At 62.8% G+C, this 22,358-nt stretch carries 23 protein-coding genes and 1 pseudogene; 13 read left to right on the top strand and 11 right to left on the bottom strand.

All coding sequences use genetic code 11. From position 1 onward, the window contains the following. Positions 1-74: 74 nt before the first annotated feature. Positions 75-1,439: a helix-turn-helix domain-containing protein gene (locus tag ACEWPM_RS12890; protein ID WP_393962478.1), complete on the bottom strand. Its 1,365-nt coding sequence runs from the start codon at positions 1,437-1,439 to the stop codon at positions 75-77. A 197-nt stretch (positions 1,440-1,636) separates the two neighbouring features. On the opposite strand from ACEWPM_RS12890, the gene ACEWPM_RS12885 reads away from it, so the two are divergent. The 7 genes and pseudogenes from ACEWPM_RS12885 (at position 1,637) to acs (ending at position 8,957) form a co-directional block, all read left to right on the top strand. Continuing rightward, positions 1,637-3,010 (top strand): substrate-binding protein, encoded by a 1,374-nt coding sequence (locus tag ACEWPM_RS12885; protein WP_393962479.1) that lies wholly within the window; start codon positions 1,637-1,639, stop codon positions 3,008-3,010. Positions 3,011-3,149: 139 nt separating this feature from the next. After that, positions 3,150-4,181 carry a branched-chain amino acid ABC transporter permease gene (locus tag ACEWPM_RS12880; RefSeq protein ID WP_393962480.1) on the top strand — a complete coding sequence of 344 codons (1,032 nt, stop codon included), beginning with the start codon at positions 3,150-3,152 and terminating at the stop codon, positions 4,179-4,181. Positions 4,182-4,185: 4 nt separating this feature from the next. Next, positions 4,186-5,376: a branched-chain amino acid ABC transporter permease gene (locus ACEWPM_RS12875; protein WP_393962481.1), complete on the top strand. Its 1,191-nt coding sequence runs from the start codon at positions 4,186-4,188 to the stop codon at positions 5,374-5,376. 114 nt (positions 5,377-5,490) lie between these two features. Next, positions 5,491-5,859 (top strand): annotated as a pseudogene (locus tag ACEWPM_RS12870) (ATP-binding cassette domain-containing protein); the annotation flags it as partial. Next, positions 5,833-6,147: an ABC transporter ATP-binding protein C-terminal domain-containing protein gene (locus tag ACEWPM_RS12865; RefSeq protein WP_420768024.1), complete on the top strand. Its 315-nt coding sequence runs from the start codon at positions 5,833-5,835 to the stop codon at positions 6,145-6,147. The pseudogene ACEWPM_RS12870 and the gene ACEWPM_RS12865, both read left to right, overlap by 27 nt. 41 nt (positions 6,148-6,188) lie before the next feature. Continuing rightward, positions 6,189-6,944, top strand: a complete 756-nt coding sequence (locus ACEWPM_RS12860; RefSeq protein WP_393962483.1) for an ABC transporter ATP-binding protein — start codon at positions 6,189-6,191, stop codon at positions 6,942-6,944. 63 nt (positions 6,945-7,007) lie between these two features. Continuing rightward, positions 7,008-8,957, top strand: a complete 1,950-nt coding sequence (gene acs, locus ACEWPM_RS12855; protein ID WP_393962484.1) for an acetate--CoA ligase — start codon at positions 7,008-7,010, stop codon at positions 8,955-8,957. Positions 8,958-9,038: 81 nt separating this feature from the next. On the opposite strand, the gene queF is transcribed toward acs, so the two are convergent. Genes queF through queC form a run of 4 tightly spaced genes read right to left on the bottom strand, consistent with a single transcriptional unit; the run spans position 9,039 to position 11,297 of the window. After that, positions 9,039-9,503 carry a preQ(1) synthase gene (gene queF, locus ACEWPM_RS12850; protein WP_393962485.1) on the bottom strand — a complete coding sequence of 155 codons (465 nt, stop codon included), beginning with the start codon at positions 9,501-9,503 and terminating at the stop codon, positions 9,039-9,041. 19 nt (positions 9,504-9,522) lie between these two features. Then, positions 9,523-10,245 carry a 7-carboxy-7-deazaguanine synthase QueE gene (queE, locus tag ACEWPM_RS12845; RefSeq protein ID WP_393962486.1) on the bottom strand — a complete coding sequence of 241 codons (723 nt, stop codon included), beginning with the start codon at positions 10,243-10,245 and terminating at the stop codon, positions 9,523-9,525. After that, complete coding sequence (locus tag ACEWPM_RS12840; protein WP_393962487.1) at positions 10,242-10,598, bottom strand: 6-pyruvoyl trahydropterin synthase family protein; 357 nt, start codon at positions 10,596-10,598, stop codon at positions 10,242-10,244. The genes queE and ACEWPM_RS12840 overlap by 4 nt, the downstream gene beginning before the upstream one ends. A 3-nt stretch (positions 10,599-10,601) precedes the next feature. Then, complete coding sequence (gene queC / locus ACEWPM_RS12835; protein WP_393962488.1) at positions 10,602-11,297, bottom strand: 7-cyano-7-deazaguanine synthase QueC; 696 nt, start codon at positions 11,295-11,297, stop codon at positions 10,602-10,604. Positions 11,298-11,514: 217 nt separating this feature from the next. On the opposite strand from queC, the gene accB reads away from it, so the two are divergent. The 3 genes from accB to aat are packed head-to-tail and all read left to right on the top strand — an operon-like array spanning position 11,515 to position 14,052. Beyond that, positions 11,515-12,012 (top strand): acetyl-CoA carboxylase biotin carboxyl carrier protein, encoded by a 498-nt coding sequence (gene accB, locus ACEWPM_RS12830; RefSeq protein WP_393962489.1) that lies wholly within the window; start codon positions 11,515-11,517, stop codon positions 12,010-12,012. Positions 12,013-12,021: 9 nt separating this feature from the next. Further along, positions 12,022-13,371 carry an acetyl-CoA carboxylase biotin carboxylase subunit gene (gene accC / locus ACEWPM_RS12825; RefSeq protein WP_393962490.1) on the top strand — a complete coding sequence of 450 codons (1,350 nt, stop codon included), beginning with the start codon at positions 12,022-12,024 and terminating at the stop codon, positions 13,369-13,371. Positions 13,372-13,392: 21 nt separating this feature from the next. Further along, complete coding sequence (gene aat / locus ACEWPM_RS12820; protein WP_393962491.1) at positions 13,393-14,052, top strand: leucyl/phenylalanyl-tRNA--protein transferase; 660 nt, start codon at positions 13,393-13,395, stop codon at positions 14,050-14,052. On the opposite strand, the gene ACEWPM_RS12815 is transcribed toward aat, so the two are convergent. From ACEWPM_RS12815 to ACEWPM_RS12795, 5 genes are all read right to left on the bottom strand, one after another. Then, entirely contained in the window at positions 14,007-14,363 is a 357-nt protein-coding gene (locus ACEWPM_RS12815) for a DUF2155 domain-containing protein (RefSeq protein ID WP_393962492.1), read from the bottom strand. The genes aat and ACEWPM_RS12815 overlap by 46 nt on opposite strands. Continuing rightward, positions 14,360-14,824, bottom strand: coding sequence for an outer membrane lipid asymmetry maintenance protein MlaD (gene mlaD, locus ACEWPM_RS12810; RefSeq protein WP_393962493.1), 465 nt, complete (start codon positions 14,822-14,824; stop codon positions 14,360-14,362). Before mlaD ends, ACEWPM_RS12815 begins: the two co-directional genes overlap by 4 nt. Positions 14,825-14,851: 27 nt before the next feature. Next, positions 14,852-15,235 carry an NADH:ubiquinone oxidoreductase subunit NDUFA12 gene (locus tag ACEWPM_RS12805; RefSeq protein WP_393962494.1) on the bottom strand — a complete coding sequence of 128 codons (384 nt, stop codon included), beginning with the start codon at positions 15,233-15,235 and terminating at the stop codon, positions 14,852-14,854. Between the two features lie 164 nt (positions 15,236-15,399). After that, complete coding sequence (clpX, locus tag ACEWPM_RS12800; protein WP_393962495.1) at positions 15,400-16,668, bottom strand: ATP-dependent Clp protease ATP-binding subunit ClpX; 1,269 nt, start codon at positions 16,666-16,668, stop codon at positions 15,400-15,402. 134 nt (positions 16,669-16,802) lie between these two features. Next, positions 16,803-17,444 carry an ATP-dependent Clp protease proteolytic subunit gene (locus tag ACEWPM_RS12795; RefSeq protein WP_393962496.1) on the bottom strand — a complete coding sequence of 214 codons (642 nt, stop codon included), beginning with the start codon at positions 17,442-17,444 and terminating at the stop codon, positions 16,803-16,805. A gap of 380 nt (positions 17,445-17,824) precedes the next feature. Here ACEWPM_RS12795 and ACEWPM_RS12790 point away from each other — a divergent pair, with 380 nt between their 5' ends. Together ACEWPM_RS12790 and ACEWPM_RS12785 are read left to right on the top strand one after the other, a co-directional pair. Continuing rightward, entirely contained in the window at positions 17,825-18,091 is a 267-nt protein-coding gene (locus tag ACEWPM_RS12790) for a hypothetical protein (RefSeq protein ID WP_393962497.1), read from the top strand. A gap of 232 nt (positions 18,092-18,323) precedes the next feature. Then, complete coding sequence (locus ACEWPM_RS12785; RefSeq protein WP_393962498.1) at positions 18,324-18,707, top strand: HlyD family secretion protein; 384 nt, start codon at positions 18,324-18,326, stop codon at positions 18,705-18,707. A gap of 91 nt (positions 18,708-18,798) precedes the next feature. On the opposite strand, the gene ACEWPM_RS12780 is transcribed toward ACEWPM_RS12785, so the two are convergent. Beyond that, complete coding sequence (locus ACEWPM_RS12780; RefSeq protein ID WP_393962630.1) at positions 18,799-20,409, bottom strand: ABC transporter permease; 1,611 nt, start codon at positions 20,407-20,409, stop codon at positions 18,799-18,801. Between the two features lie 307 nt (positions 20,410-20,716). On the opposite strand from ACEWPM_RS12780, the gene ACEWPM_RS12775 reads away from it, so the two are divergent. Beyond that, on the top strand, positions 20,717-22,261 hold the full coding sequence (locus ACEWPM_RS12775; RefSeq protein ID WP_393962499.1) for an ABC transporter substrate-binding protein: 1,545 nt from the start codon (positions 20,717-20,719) through the stop codon (positions 22,259-22,261). The last annotated feature ends 97 nt before the right edge of the window (positions 22,262-22,358 follow it).

Here is a 22,358-nt window from a genome sequence, read left to right as displayed (position 1 = left end):
TCCCCTTGCTCCAGCCCATGCGCCACTATTGGCCAAGCGTCCAGCACTGTCAAAAGCTTGCGTTCCATCTGCCCCTATTCAGTCACCGCATCCGGCAGGATCGACGGCTCGCGCCGGGCGGGGCAATCGCCACGTGGACAGATCCGGCACGAACTGCCGACGGGCACAGGGGTCTCTACCGGCGCGCCGTCCGCCATGCCGTCTGGCAAGAGCAGCATATAGGCATGCATCAGCGGCGGCATGTTGAAGCCGCCGGGCGCAGCCTCTTCCACCGCCGTCAGGGCCAGCACCGGGCGCGCATCGCGGTCCGGCTGCACAAGACGCTGGCGCAGCGCCATTCCGGGCTGCGCCCCCGCGCGAAAGAGCGGCCATAGCGCGCAGGTCCCGGCCAGCCGCGTGACGGCAAAGCCCGGCAGCGGCTTGAGCGCCAGAATGACGCCCGAATTGTCGGCGCTGACCAGTCCTACGGGGCCGGTGACGTCCTCTGGCATCGCGGCCAGGCGGCGAAAGACAAGCGCGAGCGGCACGCCCAAATCCTGCGCCAGCGCCAGCGGGGCCATGCCGTGCCGCTCCAGCGCGGCACGGAGCCGCGTCTCGGGCAACGCCTCGGCATCCCGGCGATAGCGCACAAGGGACGCGGCGATCAGCACATGGGCGCCGGTGTCGGGGCGCAGCTCCACCGCCTCCAGCACCTCCTCGGGATCGCCGCCCTCTTCCAGCACCTCGAAGCGATGGCCATGAGCATCCATGAACCTGTCCATCTCGTCTTGCGGAGAAAGGATATCGCGCCCGGTGCCCGGCCCATCATCAAGGTAACGCACGAGTCGCTCGGCCCCTTCGGCCAGACGGCGGCTGTCCTCGCCGAGGTTGCGGTGAAAGCGCGCCTGCCATTCCGGCTCCAAACCGCTGGTATCGGTGAGGATCGACGCGGTGGAGCGGATGGCGGTGACGACCGACAGCACCTCGTGCAACGACGCGGCGAGATGCGGGTCATGCGCCAGCCGGTCGGCCATCGCATCGGCGCGCCGGGCCTCGCCCTGCGCGCGGCGCAATGTGGCCACGGTCAGCTGCGCCCAGCCGGGAAAGCGGCCTGCAAACTCCTCCAGCCGGTCGATTTCGGGCAGCGGAGCGCCCGCGCCGGGCGCGTCGCCCGCAGCCTCGCGCAGCCCATCCAGCAGCGCCGCCTCGCCGCCATGAGCCAGCGACTGCGCATCGAGACCCAGTGCCGCGGCCAAGCGTAACAAGAGCGCACCGCCGATTCTGCGCCGGTTATGCTCGATCAGATTCAGATAGGAGGGCGAAATTCCGGCCTCCCTCGCCAGCGCTCCCTGTGCCAGACCGCGTTCCAGCCGCCGCTCGCGGATGCGGCTGCCGGTCAATGTGCCGGCATCCGGCCCACGCTGCACCGCAGCGTTCCCATCATTTCCGTTATGTTTCAATGCAATTCCTCCGTGCATTGACAGCAATTTACAAAAAACCTTACCTGCATGTTCATATTTTTACAAAATAATTGTTTTACAAAAGGCAGTTGTTGAGAAGTTTTCTTTCGCCGTGTCATAATAGTTTTGCACATAGTGCGGTCACGGCAAGGCGCGGAGGAGGCGCTTGCCGGGATTAATCATAAAGGGAGGATTCTATGTCCACATCCAACTTCACCCGTCGTGGTCTGCTCAAGACCAGCGCCGTTGCGGGCGCCGGCCTTGCGGTTCCGACGATATTCACGGCCAGCAGCGTCGCGGCCTTCACCAACGACCCCACCGATGCCAGCAACGTCACGCTGGGCTTCAACGTGCCCCAGTCCGGCCCCTATGCCGATGAGGGCGCGGACGAGCTGCGCGCTTACGAGCTGGCGGTCGAGCACCTGAATGGCGGCGGCGACGGCGGCATGATGCAGACCTTCAGCTCCAAGGCGCTGCAGGGCAACGGCATCATGGGCAAGAAGGTGGATTACGTCTCCGGCGACACCCAGACAAAATCGGATGCGGCACGTGCCTCGGCCAAGTCGATGATCGAAAAAGACGGCGCGGTGATGATCACCGGCGGCTCGTCTTCGGGTGTGGCCGTGGCCGTGCAGGCGCTCTGCCAAGAGGCTGGCGTCATCTTCATGGCGGGCCTCACGCACTCCAACGACACGACCGGCAAGGACCGCAAGGCGAATGGTTTCCGTCACTTCTTCAACAGCTGGATGTCCGGCGCCGCCCTCGCGCCCGTTCTGGCCAACGCATATGGCAAGGACCGCAAGGCCTATCACCTGACAGCCGACTATAACTGGGGCTACACGACCGAGGAAGCGATCCGCAACTCGACCGAGGCCATGGGCTGGGAGACCGTCAACGCGGTCAAGACCCCGCTGACCCAGACCGATTTCAGCGCCTATATCACCCCCGTCCTGCAGTCGGATGCCGATGTGCTGGTTCTGAACCACTACGGCGGGAACATGGTCAATTCGCTGACCAATGCCGTTCAGTTCGGCCTGCGCGACAAGATGGTCAACGACAAGAAGTTCGAGATCATCGTGCCGCTCTATTCCGAGCTGATGGCACGCGGCGCCGGCAAGAGCATCGCCGGCATCCTCGGCTCGCAGAACTGGGACTGGAAACTGGAGCGCGAAAAGGGTGACCGCTATGTCGGCACCGACGCCTTCGTCAAATCCTTCGGTGAGAAATACGGCTTCCCGCCCAGCCAGGCGGCGCATACCTGCTATGTGCAGACCCTGCTCTACGCGGATGCGGTCGAGCGCGCGGGCAGCTTCAACCCCTGCGCCGTGGTCGAGGCCCTAGAGGGCTACGAGTTCGACGGTCTGGGCAGCGGCCCGACCCTCTACCGTGCCGAAGACCACCAGTGCTTCAAGGACGTTGTGGTCGTGCGCGGCAAGGAGAACCCCGAGAACGAATTCGACCTCGTCGAAATCGTCGAGGTGACCCCTGCCGAGCAGGTGACCTACGCCCCCGACGCGCCCGAGTTCGGCGGCGCGGACGCGACGCTGGGCGAGTGCAACCCGGGCGCATAAGCGCCCGGCGGCCCGCCCCCCCAATCCGGGGGCGGGTCCATACGATCCAAAAACCAACCTGCGCGCCGGCCCCTCACGCGGGGGGCCTGACCTGGCCTTGCTGATTGGCCGGACTGATTTCTGACATGTGAGGCAGACGATGGATGCGATAATCCTGCAAATCCTCAATGGACTGGACAAGGGGTCAGCCTATGCGCTGATCGCCCTCGGCCTGACATTGATCTTCGGCACGCTGGGGGTGGTGAACTTCGCCCACGGCGCCCTGTTCATGATCGGCGCATTCTGCGCCGTCACGCTCAGCCGCATCCTGACCTTCAGCCACGAGGTCGTCGATGAGACGCGCACGGACTTCCTGGGCAATCCCATGACCGTGGATGTGCCCTATATCCACAGCATCGTCGGCGAAAATGCAGGCAATTTCATGATCGACTGGGCCGTGCCGCTGTCGATCCTCTTTGCCATTCCCGTGATGATCGCGATCGGCGTCATCATGGAGCGCGGCCTGATCAAGCATTTCTACAAACGCCCCCATGCGGACCAGATCCTGGTGACCTTCGGCCTTGCCATCGTGCTGCAGGAGATCATCAAGTATTTCTACGGCGCCAACCCGATCCCGACGCCGGCGCCCAGCGCGTTCCGCGGCTCCTTCGATTTCGGCGCTTTCCTGGGAATGCAGGCCAATTCAATCATCTACCCGTACTGGCGCCTCGTCTATTTCGCCTTTGCCCTTCTCATCGTCGGCGGTGTCTTTGCCTTCCTGCGCTTTACCACCTTCGGGATGGTCGTGCGGGCCGGGATGGCCGACCGCGAGACCGTGGGCCTTCTGGGCATCAACATCGACAAGCGGTTCACCATCATGTTCGGCATCGCCGCCGCCGTCGCGGGCCTGGCGGGCGTGATGTACACGCCCATCAACAGCCCCAACTATCACATGGGCATGGACTTCCTGGTCCTCAGCTTCGTGGTGGTCGTCGTGGGCGGCATGGGCAGCCTTGCAGGCGCGGTTCTGGCCGGTTTCCTGCTGGGTATTCTCGAAAGCTTCGCGTCCATGTCCGCTGTCCTCGAGGCGCTGCCCGGGATCAACCAGATCGTCATCTACCTGGTGGCTATCATTGTATTGCTGACCCGCCCGCGCGGCCTGATGGGCCGCAAAGGCGTGATGGAGGATTAAGCCCATGCTGGGAATGACACGCAAAGACGCAATCCTGCTCGTGGTGGTTTCGGCCCTCGCGCTGCTGGCCCCCTTCATCCTGAACCCGTTTCCCGTCAACTCGAACATGGCGCAATTCAACGCAGGTTATCCCGACCTGATGCAGCGCTTCGTGATCTTCGGGATCTTCGCCATCGGCTTCAACATCCTCTTTGGCCTGACCGGCTATCTCAGCTTCGGCCATGCCGCCTTCCTCGGCGTGGGCAGCTATGCCGCGATCTGGATGATGAAGCTGCTGACGGCCAACATCATCCCCGGCATCATCATGTCGGTCATCGTGGCGGGCCTCTTTGCCCTCGTCGTGGGGTACATCTCGCTGCGCCGGTCTGGCATCTACTTCTCGATCCTGACGCTGGCCTTTGCGCAGATGTCCTATGCGTTGGCCTATTCGGTGCTGACACCCATCACCGGGGGCGAGACGGGGCTGCAGCTGAAGCTGAACGACGCGCGCGTCCTCGACGGTGCGCTGGCGCCGGGCAACCGGGCCAGCGCCAACCTCTTCGGCCTCGACATGACGGCCACCCACGACATGATAGTCGGCGCATGGCAGTTCACCTTCAACGCGGGTTACTACATCGCGGCGATCATCATGGTGCTGGCCTTTTACCTGTCGATCCGCATTTTCCGTTCGCCCTTCGGCATGATGCTGCGCGCGATCAAGTCCAACAATACGCGAATGACCTATACGGGCCTCAATGCGCGCCCCTATGCGCTGGCGGCCTTCGTAATCTCGGGCATGTATGCCGGCCTCGCCGGTGGCCTGATGGTGGCGATGGACACCCAGGTGGGCCCCGAGCGGATGTTCTGGACCGCCTCCGGCGAGGTCGTCCTGATGACCATTCTTGGCGGCGCGGGCACCCTCATCGGTCCGGTCCTGGGCGCGGGTCTGATCAAGTACATGGAAAACATCGTGTCCAAGATCAACTCGGGCGTTCTGCACGACTGGTTCTACTGGATGCCCGACGGGCTGGAGGATTTCGTGATCACCTTGATCTATCCGTTCGTCGGCAAGGGCTGGCACCTGACGCTGGGCATTGTCTTCATGCTGGTCGTCATCTTTCTGCCCGGCGGTCTGGTCGAGGGGGGGCAGCGCATCCGCCGCCTCGTCCAGGGCAAGCGCGCCAAACCCGCCAACCAAACCAAACCCGCAGAATAAGGAAACGCAGCCATGGGCATTCTCGAAGTCAAGAACGTCAACAAGCGTTTCGGCGGTCTGCAGGCGCTGGGGGACGTGAACCTCAGCATCGCTGAAAACACCGTGCACGCCATCATCGGCCCCAACGGGGCCGGCAAATCCACCCTTCTCAACGTGCTGGTGGGCAAGCTGATCCCCGATACCGGATCGGTCAGCTTTGACGGCCAGTCCGTCTTGGGGCGCAAGCCCTACGAGATCAACCAGATGGGCATTTCGCGTGTCTTCCAGACGCCCGAGATCTTCGGTGATCTGACGGTGCTGGAAAACATGATGATCCCGATCTTTGCCAAGCGCGATGGCGCATTCCGAATGCATGCCATCGAAAGCGTCGGCAGCGAGCGGGGCGTGATGGAGCAGGCCGAGCACATGCTGGAAAGCCTCAACATGGCCGATCAGCGCCACAACCACTCGGCCGCGATGAGCCGGGGCAACAAGCGCCGTCTCGAAATCGGCATGTGCCTGGCGCAAGAGCCGCGCCTTTTGCTGCTGGACGAGCCGACGGCGGGCATGGCCCGCGCCGACACAAACAACACGATCGACCTGCTCAAGCAGATCAAGGACGAGCGCGACATCACCATCGCCATCATCGAGCACGATATGCATGTGGTGTTCTCCCTGGCCGAGCGGATCACCGTTCTGGCGCAGGGCACCCCGCTGGTCGAGGATACGCCGGACAATATCAAGGGCCACCCCAAGGTGCGCGAAGCTTACTTGGGCGAAACCGCCGCCTAAAACCGCGCCACGCCCGGATTATGCCCCGAAAGGATAATGACATGACCGCACAACCCGACTTTTCCAAACATGCCAACCACGCCGCAACCGCGCCCGCCTTTCTCTCCGTCTGGGGCATGCAGGCCTATTACGGCGAAAGCTATATCGTGCAGGATATCAGCTTCAACGTGCATGAGGGCGAGATCCTCGCCCTTCTGGGCCGCAACGGCGCGGGCAAGACGACGACGCTGCGCGCAATCGCGCGCATGGACAATCCCCAGTTGAACCACGGCGAGGTCTGGCTGGATCACCAGCCGCTGCACAAGATGAAGAGCCACGAGGCCGCTGTCGCCGGCATCGGCCTTGTCCCCGAGGATCGCTGCATCATTCCCGGCCTGACAGTCGAGGAGAACCTGCAGTTGGCGCAGATCGCGCCCCCCATCGGCTGGTCGCTGGAGCGGATTTACGACCTCTTCCCCCGCCTTGCCGAACGCCGCACCCAGGAAGGCGTGACCCTTTCGGGCGGCGAGCAGCAGATGCTGGCGGTCGCGCGCGCATTGGCCCGCGATATCAAGGTGCTTCTGCTGGACGAGCCCTATGAGGGCCTCGCCCCGGTCATCGTCGACGAGATCGAAAAGACGCTCCGCATCATCAAGGAGCAAGGAATCACCACGATCCTGGTCGAGCAGAACGCCGTGCGCGCGCTGAACCTTTCGGACAGGGCGGTGATCCTTGACACTGGCGGCATCGTCTTTGACGGTAGTGCTGCCGAGGTGCTGAACGACGAGAAATTGCGCGCAGAATACCTGGCGATCTGAAGTGTACGCACGCCCGTGATCCCGGTTCCCTGCCCGCATCACTAGCTTTGAGAGGTCAAATCCATGTCCGACAAGACATATCCGCCCGCGCCGGATTTCACTAAATCCGCCCATATCGACGCCGCGAAATACGACAAGATGTATGCTGCCTCGATCAAGGATCCCGATGCGTTCTGGAAGGATCACGCGCAGGATCTGGACTGGATCGAGCCCTTTACGAAGGTCAAAAACGCCTCGTTCAAGCATGGCAATGTCGATATCCGCTGGTTCGAGGATGGCGTTCTGAACGTCGCCGCGAACTGCATCGACCGGCATCTCAAGACACGCGGCGGCCAGACCGCCATCATCTGGGAGCCGGACGATCCCGAAACGCCTGCCCAGCATATCACCTACAAGCAGCTGCACGAGAAGGTGAACCGTTTCGCCAACGTGCTGCTGAGTCAGGGCATCATGCGCGGCGACCGCGTGGTGATCTACCTGCCGATGATTCCCGAAGCTGCCTATGCCATGCTGGCCTGCGCGCGCATCGGCGCGGTCCACTCCATTGTATTCGCCGGATTTTCCCCCGATGCGCTGGCCAACCGGATCAACAATTCGGGCGCAAAGGTCGTCATCACCGCCGACGAGGCCCCGCGCGGCGGGCGCAATACGGCGCTGAAATCCAACACCGACGCGGCCCTGCTGCATTGCTCGGACAAGGTGCGCTGCCTCGTCGTCAAACATACCGGCGGACAAACCACTTGGATCGACGGGCGCGATATCGACGTCAAGGCGCAGATGGAGCATGCCAGCCCCGACTGCCCCGCACGCCCCATGAATGCCGAGGATCCCCTCTTCATTCTCTATACCTCCGGCTCGACCGGGCAGCCCAAGGGCGTCGTCCACAGCTCCGCCGGGTATCTGCTCTATGCCGGCCTCACGCATAAATACGTCTTCGACTATCACGAGGGCGATGTCTTCTGGTGCACCGCCGATGTCGGCTGGGTCACGGGCCACAGCTATATCGTCTATGGCCCTCTCGCCAATGGCGCGACGACTGTCATGTTCGAAGGCGTGCCGACTTATCCGGACGCCAGCCGCTTCTGGCAGGTCTGCGAAAAGCACAAGGTGAACCAATTCTACACCGCGCCGACAGCTATCCGTGCGCTGATGGCCCACGGCAAGGAATTCGTCGAGAAATGCGATCTGAGCGATATCAAGGTGCTGGGCACCGTGGGCGAGCCGATCAACCCCGAGGCGTGGAACTGGTACAATGACATCGTCGGCAAGGGCACGCGCCCCATCGTCGACACATGGTGGCAGACCGAGACGGGCGGCCACCTGCTGACCCCCCTGCCCGGCGCCACGCCCACCAAGCCCGGCAGCTGCACCAGGCCGTTTTTCGGGATCGAGCCGGTCATCCTCGACCCGCAGACCGGCGAAGAGCAGACCGAGACCGAAGCCTCGGGCGTCCTTTGCATCAAGAGCAGCTGGCCCGGCCAGATGCGCACCGTCTACGGTGATCACGAGCGCTTCGAGAAGACCTATTTCTCGGATTACAAGGGCTATTACTTCACCGGCGACGGATGCCGCCGCGATGCGGATGGCTATTATTGGATCACGGGCCGCGTCGATGATGTGATCAACGTCTCGGGCCACCGCATGGGTACAGCAGAGGTCGAGTCTGCCCTGGTTGCCCACGCAGATGTCGCCGAGGCCGCCGTGGTCGGATATCCGCACGACATCAAGGGTCAGGGCATCTACGCCTATGTCACGTTGATGAACGATGTCGAGCCCAGCGACGAGCTCCGTAAAGAGCTGGAGAAATGGGTGCGCACCGAGATCGGCCCGATTGCCAAGCCAGACCTGATCCAATGGGCGCCCGGCCTGCCCAAGACACGCTCGGGCAAGATCATGCGCCGCATTTTGCGCAAGATCGCCGAGGATGATTTCGGCGCGCTTGGCGATACCTCGACGCTGGCCGACCCCTCGGTGGTCGATGATTTGATCGAGAACCGGATGAACAAGAAATAACAAAGAGCGCCCCGCCAAGTCATCTGGCGGGGCGCAAAATTTCGCCGGAATTTTTGGCCGAAGACGTTTCGATGAAAAGTCCTAGCCGCGCCCGCGATAGGGCGGCACGCCCTGATCCGGGATCCAGGCGCCTTTTGGCATTTCGCCCGACTGCCAGAACACATCGATGGGAATACCGCCGCGCGGATACCAATAGCCGCCGATGCGCAGCCATTTGGCCTGCGTAAAGTCGGCAATGCGGCGCCCGATGCTGACGGTGCAATCCTCGTGAAACGCGCCGTGATTGCGGAAACTCCCGAGGTAGAGCTTCAGCGATTTCGACTCGACCAGCCACGCGCCCGGCACGTAGTCGATCACCAGATGCGCGAAATCAGGCTGGCCCGTCATCGGGCAAAGCGACGTGAACTCGGGCGCGACGAAGCGCACATTATAAAGGACATCGGCTTGCGGGTTCCTCACGCGTTCCAGCTCGGCCGCGGCGGGATCCTCGGGCAGCGCGGTATTGGCGCCCAACTGCTTGAGATCCTGGTAGATATTCTCGCTCATCTCGTCTCCTCTCGCGGGCTCACACGCCGCGCTTGTTTCCCCATAGCATCACATGAAGTTGCGGCAGCACGCGCGCAGCGTGCCAGTGATCTGCGATGACCCGGTCGACCAGCCAGCGCATCCGCTCGTCGATGCCCTCCTGATCGACGGCCCAGCTGTCATCCTCAGGCGGGGGCGGTGTATGATTGCCGGGTTGCAGGTAGATCGGCAGTCCGGGATGGCGCGCAGCCACCTCCCGCGCATAGGTATAATCCGCCTCGTCAAAGACGACGATCTTGAGCACCGTCGGCGCGCCGTTGGCGGCGTCGATACAATCCTGCAGGATGTCCCAGTCCGTCTCCATCTCCGACGAGGGTGGCTTGGGGCTGAGCACCAGCATGCCCAGCTGCGAAAACCAATCACGCGCAACCGAGCCTTGCGTCTCAATGGCGAAATCATAGCCCTCGGCGCGCCCCATCTCGATCAGATCGCCCATCGGCTGGATCGCGGGGTTCCCACCCGAGAGCGTCACGGTCAGCGGCACCCCGCCCGAGAGGCGCCGGACCTCGCCCATCACCGCCTCGGCACTCATCGGCGCCCATGTATGGCGGTACTCGCTGTCCACGGCATGCAGGCTGTCGCACCAGACGCAGCGAAAATCGCAGCCGCCCGTGCGTACGAAGACTGTCGGCACGCCGATCAGCGCGCCCTCACCCTGGATGGTTGGGCCAAAGATTTCCGAGATGCGGAGCACTTCGCTCATGGCCGATACTCGGCCCAGGTCTTGGGTGTTTCGCTGACTCTTACGGCGGCGGTTTCCGGCCAACGGGCGGCGCACCAGTCATAAAGATGCTTGGCCATCCGTTCAGCAGTCACGCAATCGTCACCCAGCACGTCGTTTAGGTGGCGATGATCCAACTCGTCGTCGATATATCGCTTCAGAGGCGCCAACTCGAGGTAGTCGCGCACGAAGCCATGCGCATTCAGGTCATCCGACACCAGCTCGATCACGACGATGTAGTTATGGCCATGCAGGCGCGCGCATTGATGATCTTCCGGCAGGCCAAACAGCTGATGCGAGGCCGAGAAGTGAAATTCCTTGGTGATGCGATACATGGCTTACCCTTCCGTTCCAGTGGCCGCGCGCCAGAAGTCGGGATCGGCATAGACCGTCGGATCCTCGATCCCCGCCAGATGAAACGCTTCGCGCCGCTCGATGCAGGTGCCGCAGCGGCCGCAATGCAGATCGCCGCCCTTGTAGCAGGACCATGTCTCGGCAAATGGCGTGCCGTTCTTTGCGCCGTCCGTGGCGATATCCGCCTTCGAGCCATGAATATAGGGCGTCAGCAGGCGGATATCGGCATAGCCCTCCATCGCGCGATCCTCCATCGCCTGAAAGGCGGCGATGAAATCAGGACGGCAGTCGGGATAGATGAAATGATCGCCCCCATGCACGGCGGTCGCCACTGCATCCACCTTTTGCGCGGCGGCCATGCCGAAGGCGATGGTCAGCATGATGGCGTTGCGATTGGGAACGACCGTGATCTTCATCGTCTCTTCGGCGTAATGCCCGTCCGGCACGTCGATATCGTCCGTCAGCGCGCTCCCGCTGAGGGCCGCGCCGATGGCGCCGATATCGATCATATGATGCGGCACGCCCAGACGGCGCGCGCAGAGGGCGGCGAAATCCAGCTCCTTGGCGTGCCGCTGGCCGTAATTGAACGACAAGAGCGCATGCAACTCGCCCGAGGCCGCATAGCGATCCGCCAATGCAACCGAGTCCATCCCGCCGGAGCAGATGACTATGACCTTCATATTTTGTCCTTGTTTTGAGCGGGTAGGCTGCGACCGCATGGAATTCACATGCATTTAAGGCCAGAGCCCACCCAAGGCAACCCGCAGGCGTCACAGGCGCCCTGTCGCCCGGCGCGCCGCCCTTGCACAAACCCGGTTTTCTATGCCGCCCGCATGCCATATAAGCGGCAAAAATCACAATGCGCCAAGACGGGCGCAAGCCCTTTGAGGATCAACGATGCCCAAGAAATCGCATGACGACGACGTCGCCTTCATCAAGGCGCTGGCCGAACTCCTGAACGAGAACGAGCTGACCGAGCTTCAGGTCAAGCGCGAGTATGGCGAGGATGACAGCCTGAACGTGCGCGTCAGCCGCAAGGTAGAGGCCGCCCCGCAGCAGCATTACGCCGCGCCCGCGCCCATGCCGCAGCCCCACGCGCCCGGTGCGCCCGCGCCCGCCGCAGCACCCGCGCCAGCGCAGGGCGAGGATCCGGCCAGCCATCCCGGCGCCGTCACCTCGCCCATGGTTGGCACGGTCTACACGCAGGCCGAGCCGGGGGCGCCCGCCTTCGTGTCGGTCGGTGACAAGGTCAGCGAGGGCGATACGCTGCTGATCATCGAGGCGATGAAGACGATGAACCATATCCCCGCCCCGCGCGGCGGCACGGTCAAGCGGATCCTCGTCGAGGATGGCGGCGCCGTGGAATACGGCGCCCCCCTGATGATCATCGAGTAAGGCAAACCCATGTTCGACAAGATCCTGATCGCCAACCGGGGCGAGATCGCCCTGAGGGTCATCCGCGCCGCGCGCGAGATGGGCATTCACAGCGTCGCCGTCCATTCCACCGCCGATGCCGATGCGATGCATGTGCGCATGGCGGATGAGAGCGTGTGTATCGGTCCCCCGGCCAGTACCGACAGCTACCTGTCCATTCCCGCCATCATCGCCGCCTGTGAGGTTACGGGCGCACAGGCGATCCATCCGGGCTACGGGTTCCTGTCGGAAAACGCGGCCTTCGTGCAGATCGTCGAGGATCACGGCCTGACCTTCATCGGTCCCACCGCCGAGCATATCCGCGTCATGGGCGACAAGATCACGGCCAAGGACACGATGAAGCAGCTGGGCGTTCCCTGCGTGCCGGGCAGCGAGGGCGGCGTGCCGACCTTGGACGAGGCCAAGCGCATCGGCGAGGAAATCGGCTATCCGGTGATCATCAAGGCGACTGCCGGCGGTGGCGGCAAGGGCATGAAAGTGGCCGAGAACGCCGCCCAGATGGAGCGCGCCTTCCAGACCGCCCGCGCCGAGGGCAAGTCGAATTTCGGCAATGATGAAGTCTACATAGAGAAATACCTGACCACGCCCCGCCATATCGAGATCCAGGTCTTTGGCGATGGCAAGGGCCGCGCCGTGCATTTGGGTGAGCGAGACTGCTCGCTTCAGCGTCGGCACCAGAAGGTTTTCGAAGAAGCACCCGGCCCTTCGATCACCCAGGAAGAGCGGGACCGTATCGGCAAGATTTGCGCCGATGCCGTGGCGCGCATCAACTATACCGGCGCGGGCACGATCGAGTTTCTCTACGAAAACGGCGAGTTTTATTTCATCGAGATGAACACGCGCCTTCAGGTCGAACATCCGGTGACCGAGGCCATCTTTGGTGTCGACCTGGTGCGCCAACAGATCCGCGTGGCCGCAGGCCTTGAGATGGAGTTTCAGCAGGACGACCTGAAGATCACCGGCCATGCTATCGAAGTGCGCATCAACGCCGAGAAGCTGCCCGAGTTCGCGCCCCGTCCAGGCCGGATCACGCAGTTTCACGCTCCCGGCGGTCTGGGCGTGCGCATGGATAGCGCGCTCTATGATGGCTATTCGATCCCGCCCTATTACGATTCGCTGATCGGCAAGCTGATCGTGCACGGCCCTGACCGGCCTGCTGCGCTGGCGCGTCTGAACCGGGCCTTGGGCGAGTTGATCGTCGACGGGGTCGACACGACCGTGCCCCTTTTTCATGCGTTGCTGCAGAACCAGGACATCCAGACCGGCGACTACAACATCCACTGGCTGGAGCATTGGCTGGAGACCAACCTGCGCGGCTAGGGGGACATCTGCGAGGGCAGTATGAAGGATAGCGATTTTTCACTGACGCCCGACCTTCTGCTTCATGCCTATGCCTCGGGCATCTTTCCGATGTCCGAGGGGCGCGACGATCCCGAGATCTTCTGGGTCAGTCCGCGCCGTCGCGGTGTCATTCCACTGAATGGCTTGCATATCTCGCGCAGTCTGGCCAAGAGAATGCGGCGCGGCGCATACGAGGTATCGTTGAATGCCGATTTCGCCGGTGTCGTCGATGCCTGCGCCGACCGGGACGAGACGTGGATCAACCGCGAAATCCGCAATCAATACATCATGCTGCACGAGATGGGTCATGCCCATTCGCTGGAGATCTGGTGCGAAGGTGCACTGATCGGCGGCGTATATGGTGTGACGCTTGGCGCGGCATTCTTCGGCGAGAGCATGTTCTCACGCGGCACGGACGGCTCGAAACTGGCGCTCGCGCATCTGGTCGATCATCTGAGACGCTGCGGTTTCACCCTTTTCGACACCCAGTTTCTGACGGACCATCTTGCCAGCCTTGGTGCGATCGAGATCAGCTGTGCCGCCTATCGCCGCGAACTGTCACAGGCGCTTCAACGACCTGCGCGGATCACGCAAGTGCCGCTGGACGTATCGCCCTACTCTGTTCTGCAGCGCAGCACCCAAACGTCGAACCGCGGGTGATCCAGCGCATTGAGAGCGGGCGAGGACGCAATCATCCAACCCGAAAAAATTGGCTCCGCAGCGCCTTCATCTCGAATCGTGAGAAACGCGAAGGCATCCGCCGCCGGATCGCCTTGAGGATAGCGGCATTCCTTCAGCTCGACGGTCAGCGGCCCGATCGGGGCCTGCTCGCCGGGCTGCAAGGTCATGTCGACGATATCGCCCGACACCTTTTCGAGGCCGCGCAACACCGCGCCGGTACCGAGCGATGCATCTTCCTGAGCCGTCGCCAATCCGGGCAGCAGGGCCAGCGCGAGAGAAGCGAGTTTCATTCCGCAGGCGCCCCGCCGTCCTCATCGCCGCCGACGAACTTCATCAGCAGGGAGACAAGGCTGACCGATCCTTGGGTAAACTCGATCTGGTCGCCAGGGGCGAAATACATGGGCGAGCCGCCGGGCAGGATCTCGACATAGTTTCCGCCAAGCAGTCCTTCGGACGAGATTGCCAGCGCGCTGTCATCGGGCACATCTATGCCCTCGGCCACGCTGATCGTGGTGCCCGCACGGTATGTCGTGGGATCGAGCGCCATAGATGTCACGCGGCCCACCTTAACGCCCGCAAGGCGCACATCCGTACCCACGGTGATCCCGTCCGCCGAGCGGAACGACGCGCTCAGCTCATAGCTGTCGCCGCTCGCCGAGGCACCGGTCAGCTTGCCCGCATAGACGACAAAGCCGATCGCCACAGCTAGCACCACGGCGCCCACGAAGATTTCGCTCTTGTTTTCGGTCATTTCCGCTCTCTGCTTTGGCGTCGCGTCCTATTCGGGACGCCACGCCTCATAATCGCTGCGCAGCTTCGGCTCGCTGCGGCGGATGGACCCGGCGGGTGCATAGGCCAGCGCCGTTCCGGTCAGGTTTTCCAAATGCGGCTTTTCCCAGCTCTGGTGCGGCAAGGGCGACTCGGTCGGTGGGTCCTGATAGGTGTGGTGCAGCCAGCCATGCCATTCGGGGCTGACGCGGCTCGCCTCGGCCTCGCCATTGTAGATCACCCAGCGGCGATCCCCATCCTTGGAGCGGTAAAAGATGTTGCCCTGCGAATCCTCGCCCACCTTGACGCCCCGGCGCCAGGTATAAAACTGAGTGTTGAGGGTCTGGCCATGCCACCAGGTGACGGCGCGCAGCAGCGAGTTGAGAATGCCCATGTCGTCCTCCGAAGGTCGTTGCACCTGATATGGCGCATCACCGCGCAAAGGTCCAGTGTTGGCAGCGCAGGAAAGCGGCGGATCGGTGGCATGTCGCCCGCTCAAACGACTAAGGGCAGACCTGTAATGGTCTGCCCTCGTCTCATGCGACTGTGACTGGGTTATCAGCCTGCCGACGCGCCTTCCTTCTTGGCGGCCTCGGCGTAGATCATCAGCGGTTTGGCACCCGATGTGACCGCCTCCTCGTTGACGATCACTTCCTCGACATTCTCCATGCTGGGCAGCTCGAACATCGTATCCAGCAAGATATCCTCGAGGATCGAGCGCAGGCCCCGCGCGCCGGTCTTCCGCAGGATCGCGCGCTTGGCGATGGCGGTCAGCGCGTCGTCCGTAAAGGTCAGCTGCGCGTTCTCCAGTTCGAAGAGGCGCTGATACTGCTTGACTAGCGCGTTCTTGGGCTGGGTCAGAATCGTGATCAGCGCGTCTTCGTCCAGATCCTCGAGCGTCGCGATCACCGGCAGACGACCCACGAATTCGGGAATCAGGCCGAATTTCAGCAGATCCTCCGGCTCCAGATCCTTGAAGACCTCGCCGATGCCGCGATCGTCCTTGTCCCGCACATCCGCGCCAAAGCCCATCGCGCTGCCCTTGCCGCGCGCCGCGATGATCTTGTCGAGGCCGGCAAAGGCGCCGCCGCAGATAAAGAGGATGTTGGTCGTATCCACCTGCAGGAACTCCTGCTGCGGATGTTTCCGCCCACCCTGCGGCGGAACGGCGGCCACGGTGCCTTCCATCAGCTTGAGCAGCGCCTGCTGCACGCCCTCGCCCGAGACGTCGCGGGTGATCGAGGGGTTCTCGGACTTCCGCGTGATCTTGTCGACCTCGTCGATATAGACGATGCCGCGCTGCGCGCGCTCAACGTTGTATTCAGACGCCTGCAGAAGCTTGAGAATGATGTTCTCGACATCCTCGCCCACGTAACCCGCTTCGGTCAGCGTGGTCGCGTCGGCCATGGTGAAGGGCACATCCAGAATGCGAGCCAGCGTCTGCGCCAGCAGCGTCTTGCCGCAGCCGGTAGGGCCGATCAGCATGATGTTGGATTTCTGCAGCTCGATATCACCCGACTTGCCGGAATTGTTCAGACGTTTGTAGTGGTTGTGAACTGCGACCGAGAGTACGCGCTTGGCGGTGAATTGGCCGATCACGTAGTCGTCCAGAACATCGCAAATCTCGCGCGGGGCGGGCACGCCTTCCGAGGATTTCAGGCCCGCGCTGCGGGTCTCCTCGCGGATGATATCCATGCACAGCTCGACGCACTCGTCGCAGATGAAAACGGTCGGTCCCGCGATCAATTTGCGCACTTCATGCTGACTTTTGCCACAAAAGCTGCAGTAAAGAGTGTTCTTGCTGTCGCTGCCTGAACTATTCGACATGTTCTACCTTTCGGGCGGTGCGTTGCAAATCGGGGCCCGAATGCGGGGGGCGGGCCGCCGTGGCGTTTAGCTTATGGCAGGCACCGGGCGGCGACAATCGCAAAATGCCGCGCCGTCCGGTAGCGCCTTTACCCTCAGGACTTCGGCTTGTCGTCCTCTTCAGGCTTGATGCGATTCTCGACGATCTCGTCGATCAAACCCCATTTCTTGGCCTCTTCGGGCGACATGAAATTGTCGCGTTCCAGCGCCTCCTCGACCTTTTTCAAGGTCTGGCCGGTATGTTTGACATAGATCTCGTTGAGGCGCTTTTTCAGTTTCAGCGTCTCTTCCGCGTGAATCATGATGTCCGTCGCCTGGCCCTGGTAGCCGCCCGAGGGCTGGTGCACCATGATCCGGCTATTGGGCAGCGAGAAGCGCATGCCGGGCGCGCCTGCCGTCAGAAGAAGCGAGCCCATTGAGGCCGCCTGACCGATCACCAGCGTCGAGACCTTGGGCCGGATGTATTGCATCGTGTCGTAAATCGACAGGCCGGAGGTCACGACACCGCCGGGGCTGTTGATATACATGCTGATCTCTTTCGACGGATTCTCCGCCTCAAGGTGCAGCAGCTGGGCGACGATGAGGCTGGACATGCCGTCATGCACCGGCCCGTTCAGAAAGATGATGCGCTCTTTCAGCAGGCGCGAGAAGATGTCGTAGGCACGCTCGCCCCGGCTGGTCTGCTCGACCACCATCGGCACGAGTGTGTTCATGTAGGTGTCCATTGGATCGTTCATAAGTCGCCTTGCATGCTGAAATCTGCGTCCGCCGTTTAGCGGATCATTCCTAACGGAGTCTTAGTGCTGCGCCAACCCGCCCGCAAGGGGACCGCCGGGAATTAAGGCCCGGGCGTCTCGCCGCACCCGGTCTGCCCCTGCACGCCGCGACTTTCATGCCGCAGAGGTGCCGCAGCGTATGCGACAAGCCTCATGGCAATAGAGAGACGGAAAAACGCAGGCTAACACAACCCTTTTGGACAACCGGAGGGATCGGGTCATGGCAGATGGTGGCGGGCACGCTGAACCTATGTGGCTCGTGCAGCCAGCCGATGTGGATGTGTTGGCGTGGATTGCCCTCGGCGTGATCTGCCTCGCGCTTTATGGATTGGTCGTCCTGTATGCCGCATTCGACAGATGGGCCGAGCACCGCTCGCACGGGCCCCCTGACCAAGACCATTTCCAATTTGCTGGTCCTCGCACTTCTCTACATGATCTTTCCGCTGGGCCATTTCAGTATCCTGCTGCCGTTGGCGGCGATCCTGGTCGCGCTCATGGCGGATTGGTCACGCTTTCACCTGACCAAGACAACGATTGCCGAGACTGTCCCTGCCGATACGGCACCGGCCGCCTCCGATGCGGCAGATCGCGAGCGCACCGATGTTTGAACTGCTTCTGACGTCTTTCCCCGTCATCATCCGTTATTTCCAGCTCAAGCGCCGCGACGAGGCGAGGCGATGACTGTCTGGAACATGAAATCGGCCGTGTTCAGCTGGGCGGTGATGGCCTTCATGCTGTTCCTCGTCATCTTCTATTTTCACCCCACGACCTATTCGGGCATCCTGCCCTTCCGCACGATCTCGGTCATCGCCCAGGCCAGCGGCCCGGTGACCGAGGTCAATGTCACGAATGGCAGCCGGGTCGCGGCGGGGCGATGTCCTTTTCCGGATCGACGATTCGATGCAGAAAGCAGCGCTCGAACAGGCGCGCACCCAGTTCGATGCCATCGACGCGGCCCAAACCAAGGCGGGCGAGGCCATCAAGGCGGCGCGGGCGAGTGTCGATCAGGCGCAGGTGTCACTGGACCAGATCGAGCAAGATCTGGCCAACGCCCGCACCCTGCTTGAGCGAAATGTCGGCACGGCCGACGCGGTCCGCAAGCTTGAGACGCAGCGCGCCACCGCCGCGGCCGCCATGGCCGCCGCAGAGGCGCAGACCGGTGTCGCCCAGACCGATCTGGACGTTGCCATCCCGGCCCAGCGCAAGGCGGCGCAAGCGGCGTGATCAAGGCGGCCGGGGCCCGGCTCAAGGTCTGGGGCTCACTCTTGTCGGGCATTGGTCTGGTGGGCGCCGGCGTGCACTGACACCGGGGCGGTCACGCGCTCTCGCGCCCGATCGTGCGGCAGAGCAGCAGCACCGGGATCAGCCCGAAAGCCACCAGCGCCAGCGACGGCACCGCCGCCTCGCGCAGACGCTCGTCCGCGGCAAGACGATACGCCTGGACAGCGAGCGTCTCGAAGTTGAACGGATGCAGGATCAGCGTCGCGGGCAGTTCCTTCATCACATCGACAAAGACGATCAGCAGCGCGGTCAGCACTGACGTCTTGGCGACCGGCAAATGCACTTTCCACAAGAGCCGCCCCGCGCCCTTGCCAAGACTGCGCGCGATGGCGTCGTAATGCGCGGGCACGGTCGCCATGCCGCTGTCATAGGCATTGAGCGCGGCAGCCATGAAGCGCGCCATATAGGCCAGCACCATCAGCCAGATCGAACCGGTGATCAGCAGGCCCGTGTCGATGCCGAAATTCGTCTCCATGAACCGGTCGATGACATTGTCCAGCCCCGCCAGCGGCACCATCAGCCCGACGGCTATGACCCCGCCCGGTACCGCATAGCCCAGCCCCGCCCCCACGACCAGCCCGCGCGAGATCCGGCTCGGATCGGTGCGCGCGCGGAATCCGATCAGGATCGCGCCCAGAACGGTCAGGACCGACGCCACCATGGCCAGCAGCACGGAATTGCCCATCAGGCTGACATAGCGCCCATCCAGAAGGTTCTGCCCCGAACCGTAGGCCATGATGCCCAGCATCACTACGGGAATGAGAAAGCCCAGCAGAACCGGCAGCAGGCAGATCGCAACCGCGCCCCATGCGCGCCAGCCGGTCAGCCGCGGCTTGGTCAACACCTCGAAGCGCGCGCCGCCCCGACCCGCGCGGCGCACCTTGCCGCGCTGCGCCCGCTCCAGCCCCGCCAGCAGCAGCGCAAAGGTCAGAAGGCACAGCGCCAGCTGCGCAGCCGCTGCACGATCACCCAGAGAGAACCACGCCTGATAGATGCCGGTCGCAAAGGTCTGGACATTGAAAAAGGCGACCGTGCCGAAATCCGCAATCGTCTCCATGATGGCCAGCAGCGTGCCGCCCACGATGGCCGGCCGCGCCATCGGCAGCGCCACGGCCCAGAACGCCGCGAGGGGCGAGCGCCCCAGCGTGCGCGCCACCAGAAACGCGTTCGAGCTTTGCTGGCGAAAGGAGGCGCGCGCGAGCAGGTAGACGTAAGGATAAAGCACCATGGTCAGCATCAGGGCCGCGCCGCCAAGGCTACGAATCTCGGGGAACCAGTAGTCGCGCGGGCCCCAGCCGGTCACGCTGCGCAGCAGCGTCTGGACCGGGCCGGGATGGTCCAGCAGCGAGGTATAGGCATAGGCCAGCACATATGCCGGAAAGGCCAGCGGCAGCGCCAGCGCCACTTCCAGCCAGCGCACCCCGGGGAATCGGTAAACCGTGACCAGCCATGCGGTGAAGGTGCCGATTATGGCCGTGCCGCTGCCGACGATCACGACCAGCGCCAGTGTCGTCGCGCTGTAGCGCGGCAGAACCGTGGACAGCACGTCGCGCCACGTTTCCAGATCACCGCCCAGCGCCGCCAGAGCAGCCGCCACGATGGGCGCCACGCAGAGCGCGGCGACCACCCATGCCAGCCGGTACATCAGCCGCTCAGTCACGAAAACGCCCCCTGCCGCCCGGCGCCTATGCCTGAGCGTTTCGATCACTAATCGCCCCGCGGCAAAGGGTCAAGCGCCGCTCCCGCGCCATATCGACCCGCGCGCCAGACCTGCACGGAATGTGCCTGGCACGGTTTAGCCCGCTGAAACTAGAGCGACTTTCCCTTGCGTCGTCTGGCATGGCTCATCACACGGTCTTTACATAACCCAAGAATCGGGACACGTTCTTGCCATCGCCAAGGCGGACGCCGCTCATTCGGCCCCCGCCGCGACAAAGTTCAGGGAGATGATAATGAAAACACTTCGACACCTCGCCACGGCGACGGCGACCGCGATGCTGATGGGCGCAGCCACGCTGGCCCCGGCTCAAACGCTGAATTTCGCGTATGACGCGGATCCTGTCTCGCTCGACCCGCATGAGCAGCTTTCCGGCGGCACGCTTCAGCTGAGCCACATGATCTTTGATCCGCTGGTGCGCTGGAACAAGGACCTCGGCTTTGACGGCCGCCTTGCCTCGGATTGGGAGCGGGTCGATGACACGACCATGCGCTTCAAATTGCGCGAGGGGGTGAAATTCCATTCGGGCAATGACATGACTGCCGAAGACGTGGTCTGGACCATCGAGCGCCTGAAATCTTCGGCGGATTTCAAAGGCATCTTCTCGGGCTGGACCTCGGTCGAGGCGATTGACGACTACACGGTCGAGATCAAGACAGACGGGCCCAGCCCGCTGGTCCTGCACACGGCCACTTACGTCTTCCCGCTCGACAAGAAATTCTACGAGGAAGGCGGCGCCGAGATTGCCAAGCACGGCGACAGCTTTGCTTCGTCGAACGTGTCGGGCACCGGCCCCTTCACCATCGCCGAGCGTGAGCAGGGCGTGAAAGTGGTGTTCGAGCGCAACCCCGACTATTGGGACGCCGAAAGCCCCGGCAACGTCCAGACCGCCATCCTGACCCCGATCAAGGAAGCGCCGACCCGCGTCGCGGCCCTGCTGTCGGGTGATGTGGACTTCATCGCGCCCGTGCCGCCCACCGATCTGGAGCGGATCGAGAATGATGAGAACACCAATCTGATCACCATGTCGGGCACGCGCATCATCACGCTGCAGCTGAACCAGCAGCGCAACGAGGCTCTGGCCAATCCCAAGGTCCGCCTGGCGATGGACAACGCGATTAACAACGCGGGCATCGTCGAAAAGATCATGAAAGGCTTCGGCACCGTCGCGGCGCAGAACTCGCCCGAAGGGTATCTGGGCCACAACCCCGATCTCGAGCCGCGCTTCGATCTGGAAAAGGCGCGCGCCCTGATGGAAGAGGCCGGCTACGCCGATGGCTTCTCGGCCTCGATGATGTGCCCCAACAACCGCTACGTGAATGACTACAAGATCTGCGAAGCGGCTGCGGCAATGCTGGCCCAGATCAAGATCGACGTCGATCTGACCACCATGCCCAAGGCACAGTACTGGCCCGAATACGACGAGCGGGCAGCAGACATCATGATGATCGGCTGGCATGCCGACACCGAGGATTCGGCCAACTTCTACGAATTCCTCAACATGACGCCCAATGCCGATACCGGCAAAGGCCAGTACAACTCGGGCAACTACTCGAACGCGCGTGTTGACGAGCTGACCATGGCATCGCTCAACGAAACCGACAACGAGAAGCGCGCCGAGATGCTGCAGGAGGTCGAGCAGATCCTCTACGATGAGGCCGCCTACATCCCGCTGCACTGGCAGGATCTGGCATGGGCCGCACGCAAGGGCGTGAACATCGAGCCGGTCCTCAACGTGATGAACTTCCCCTATCTGGGCGACCTCGTCATCGAAGAATAAGCACTTCAGGCGGGCCGGAGCGATCCGGCCCGCCGCTGCGTCAACCGCCCAATCGGCTTGACGTCCGGCCCCTTACCGGCCTAGACGGCGCCCATTC

The organism is Roseovarius maritimus (assembly GCF_043355895.2).
Lineage (GTDB): Bacteria > Pseudomonadota > Alphaproteobacteria > Rhodobacterales > Rhodobacteraceae > Roseovarius > Roseovarius maritimus.
This window is presented reverse-complemented; position numbering and strand designations above follow the sequence as displayed.

Coding starts and splice junctions, on each gene's coding strand:
- queF (WP_393962485.1), bottom strand. CDS start 9,503: ATGAGCGAGAATATCTACCAGGATCTCAAGCAGTTGGGCGCCAATACC.
- clpX (WP_393962495.1), bottom strand. CDS start 16,668: ATGTCGAATAGTTCAGGCAGCGACAGCAAGAACACTCTTTACTGCAGC.
- accC (WP_393962490.1), top strand. CDS start 12,022: ATGTTCGACAAGATCCTGATCGCCAACCGGGGCGAGATCGCCCTGAGG.
- ACEWPM_RS12875 (WP_393962481.1), top strand. CDS start 4,186: ATGCTGGGAATGACACGCAAAGACGCAATCCTGCTCGTGGTGGTTTCG.
- accB (WP_393962489.1), top strand. CDS start 11,515: ATGCCCAAGAAATCGCATGACGACGACGTCGCCTTCATCAAGGCGCTG.
- acs (WP_393962484.1), top strand. CDS start 7,008: ATGTCCGACAAGACATATCCGCCCGCGCCGGATTTCACTAAATCCGCC.
- ACEWPM_RS12860 (WP_393962483.1), top strand. CDS start 6,189: ATGACCGCACAACCCGACTTTTCCAAACATGCCAACCACGCCGCAACC.
- ACEWPM_RS12840 (WP_393962487.1), bottom strand. CDS start 10,598: ATGTATCGCATCACCAAGGAATTTCACTTCTCGGCCTCGCATCAGCTG.
- queE (WP_393962486.1), bottom strand. CDS start 10,245: ATGAGCGAAGTGCTCCGCATCTCGGAAATCTTTGGCCCAACCATCCAG.
- mlaD (WP_393962493.1), bottom strand. CDS start 14,824: ATGACCGAAAACAAGAGCGAAATCTTCGTGGGCGCCGTGGTGCTAGCT.
- ACEWPM_RS12865 (WP_420768024.1), top strand. CDS start 5,833: ATGAGCCGGGGCAACAAGCGCCGTCTCGAAATCGGCATGTGCCTGGCG.
- aat (WP_393962491.1), top strand. CDS start 13,393: ATGAAGGATAGCGATTTTTCACTGACGCCCGACCTTCTGCTTCATGCC.
- ACEWPM_RS12780 (WP_393962630.1), bottom strand. CDS start 20,409: ATGTACCGGCTGGCATGGGTGGTCGCCGCGCTCTGCGTGGCGCCCATC.
- ACEWPM_RS12775 (WP_393962499.1), top strand. CDS start 20,717: ATGAAAACACTTCGACACCTCGCCACGGCGACGGCGACCGCGATGCTG.
- ACEWPM_RS12790 (WP_393962497.1), top strand. CDS start 17,825: ATGCCGCATTCGACAGATGGGCCGAGCACCGCTCGCACGGGCCCCCTG.
- ACEWPM_RS12785 (WP_393962498.1), top strand. CDS start 18,324: ATGTCACGAATGGCAGCCGGGTCGCGGCGGGGCGATGTCCTTTTCCGG.
- ACEWPM_RS12815 (WP_393962492.1), bottom strand. CDS start 14,363: ATGAAACTCGCTTCTCTCGCGCTGGCCCTGCTGCCCGGATTGGCGACG.
- ACEWPM_RS12885 (WP_393962479.1), top strand. CDS start 1,637: ATGTCCACATCCAACTTCACCCGTCGTGGTCTGCTCAAGACCAGCGCC.
- ACEWPM_RS12805 (WP_393962494.1), bottom strand. CDS start 15,235: ATGGGCATTCTCAACTCGCTGCTGCGCGCCGTCACCTGGTGGCATGGC.
- queC (WP_393962488.1), bottom strand. CDS start 11,297: ATGAAGGTCATAGTCATCTGCTCCGGCGGGATGGACTCGGTTGCATTG.
- ACEWPM_RS12880 (WP_393962480.1), top strand. CDS start 3,150: ATGGATGCGATAATCCTGCAAATCCTCAATGGACTGGACAAGGGGTCA.
- ACEWPM_RS12795 (WP_393962496.1), bottom strand. CDS start 17,444: ATGAACGATCCAATGGACACCTACATGAACACACTCGTGCCGATGGTG.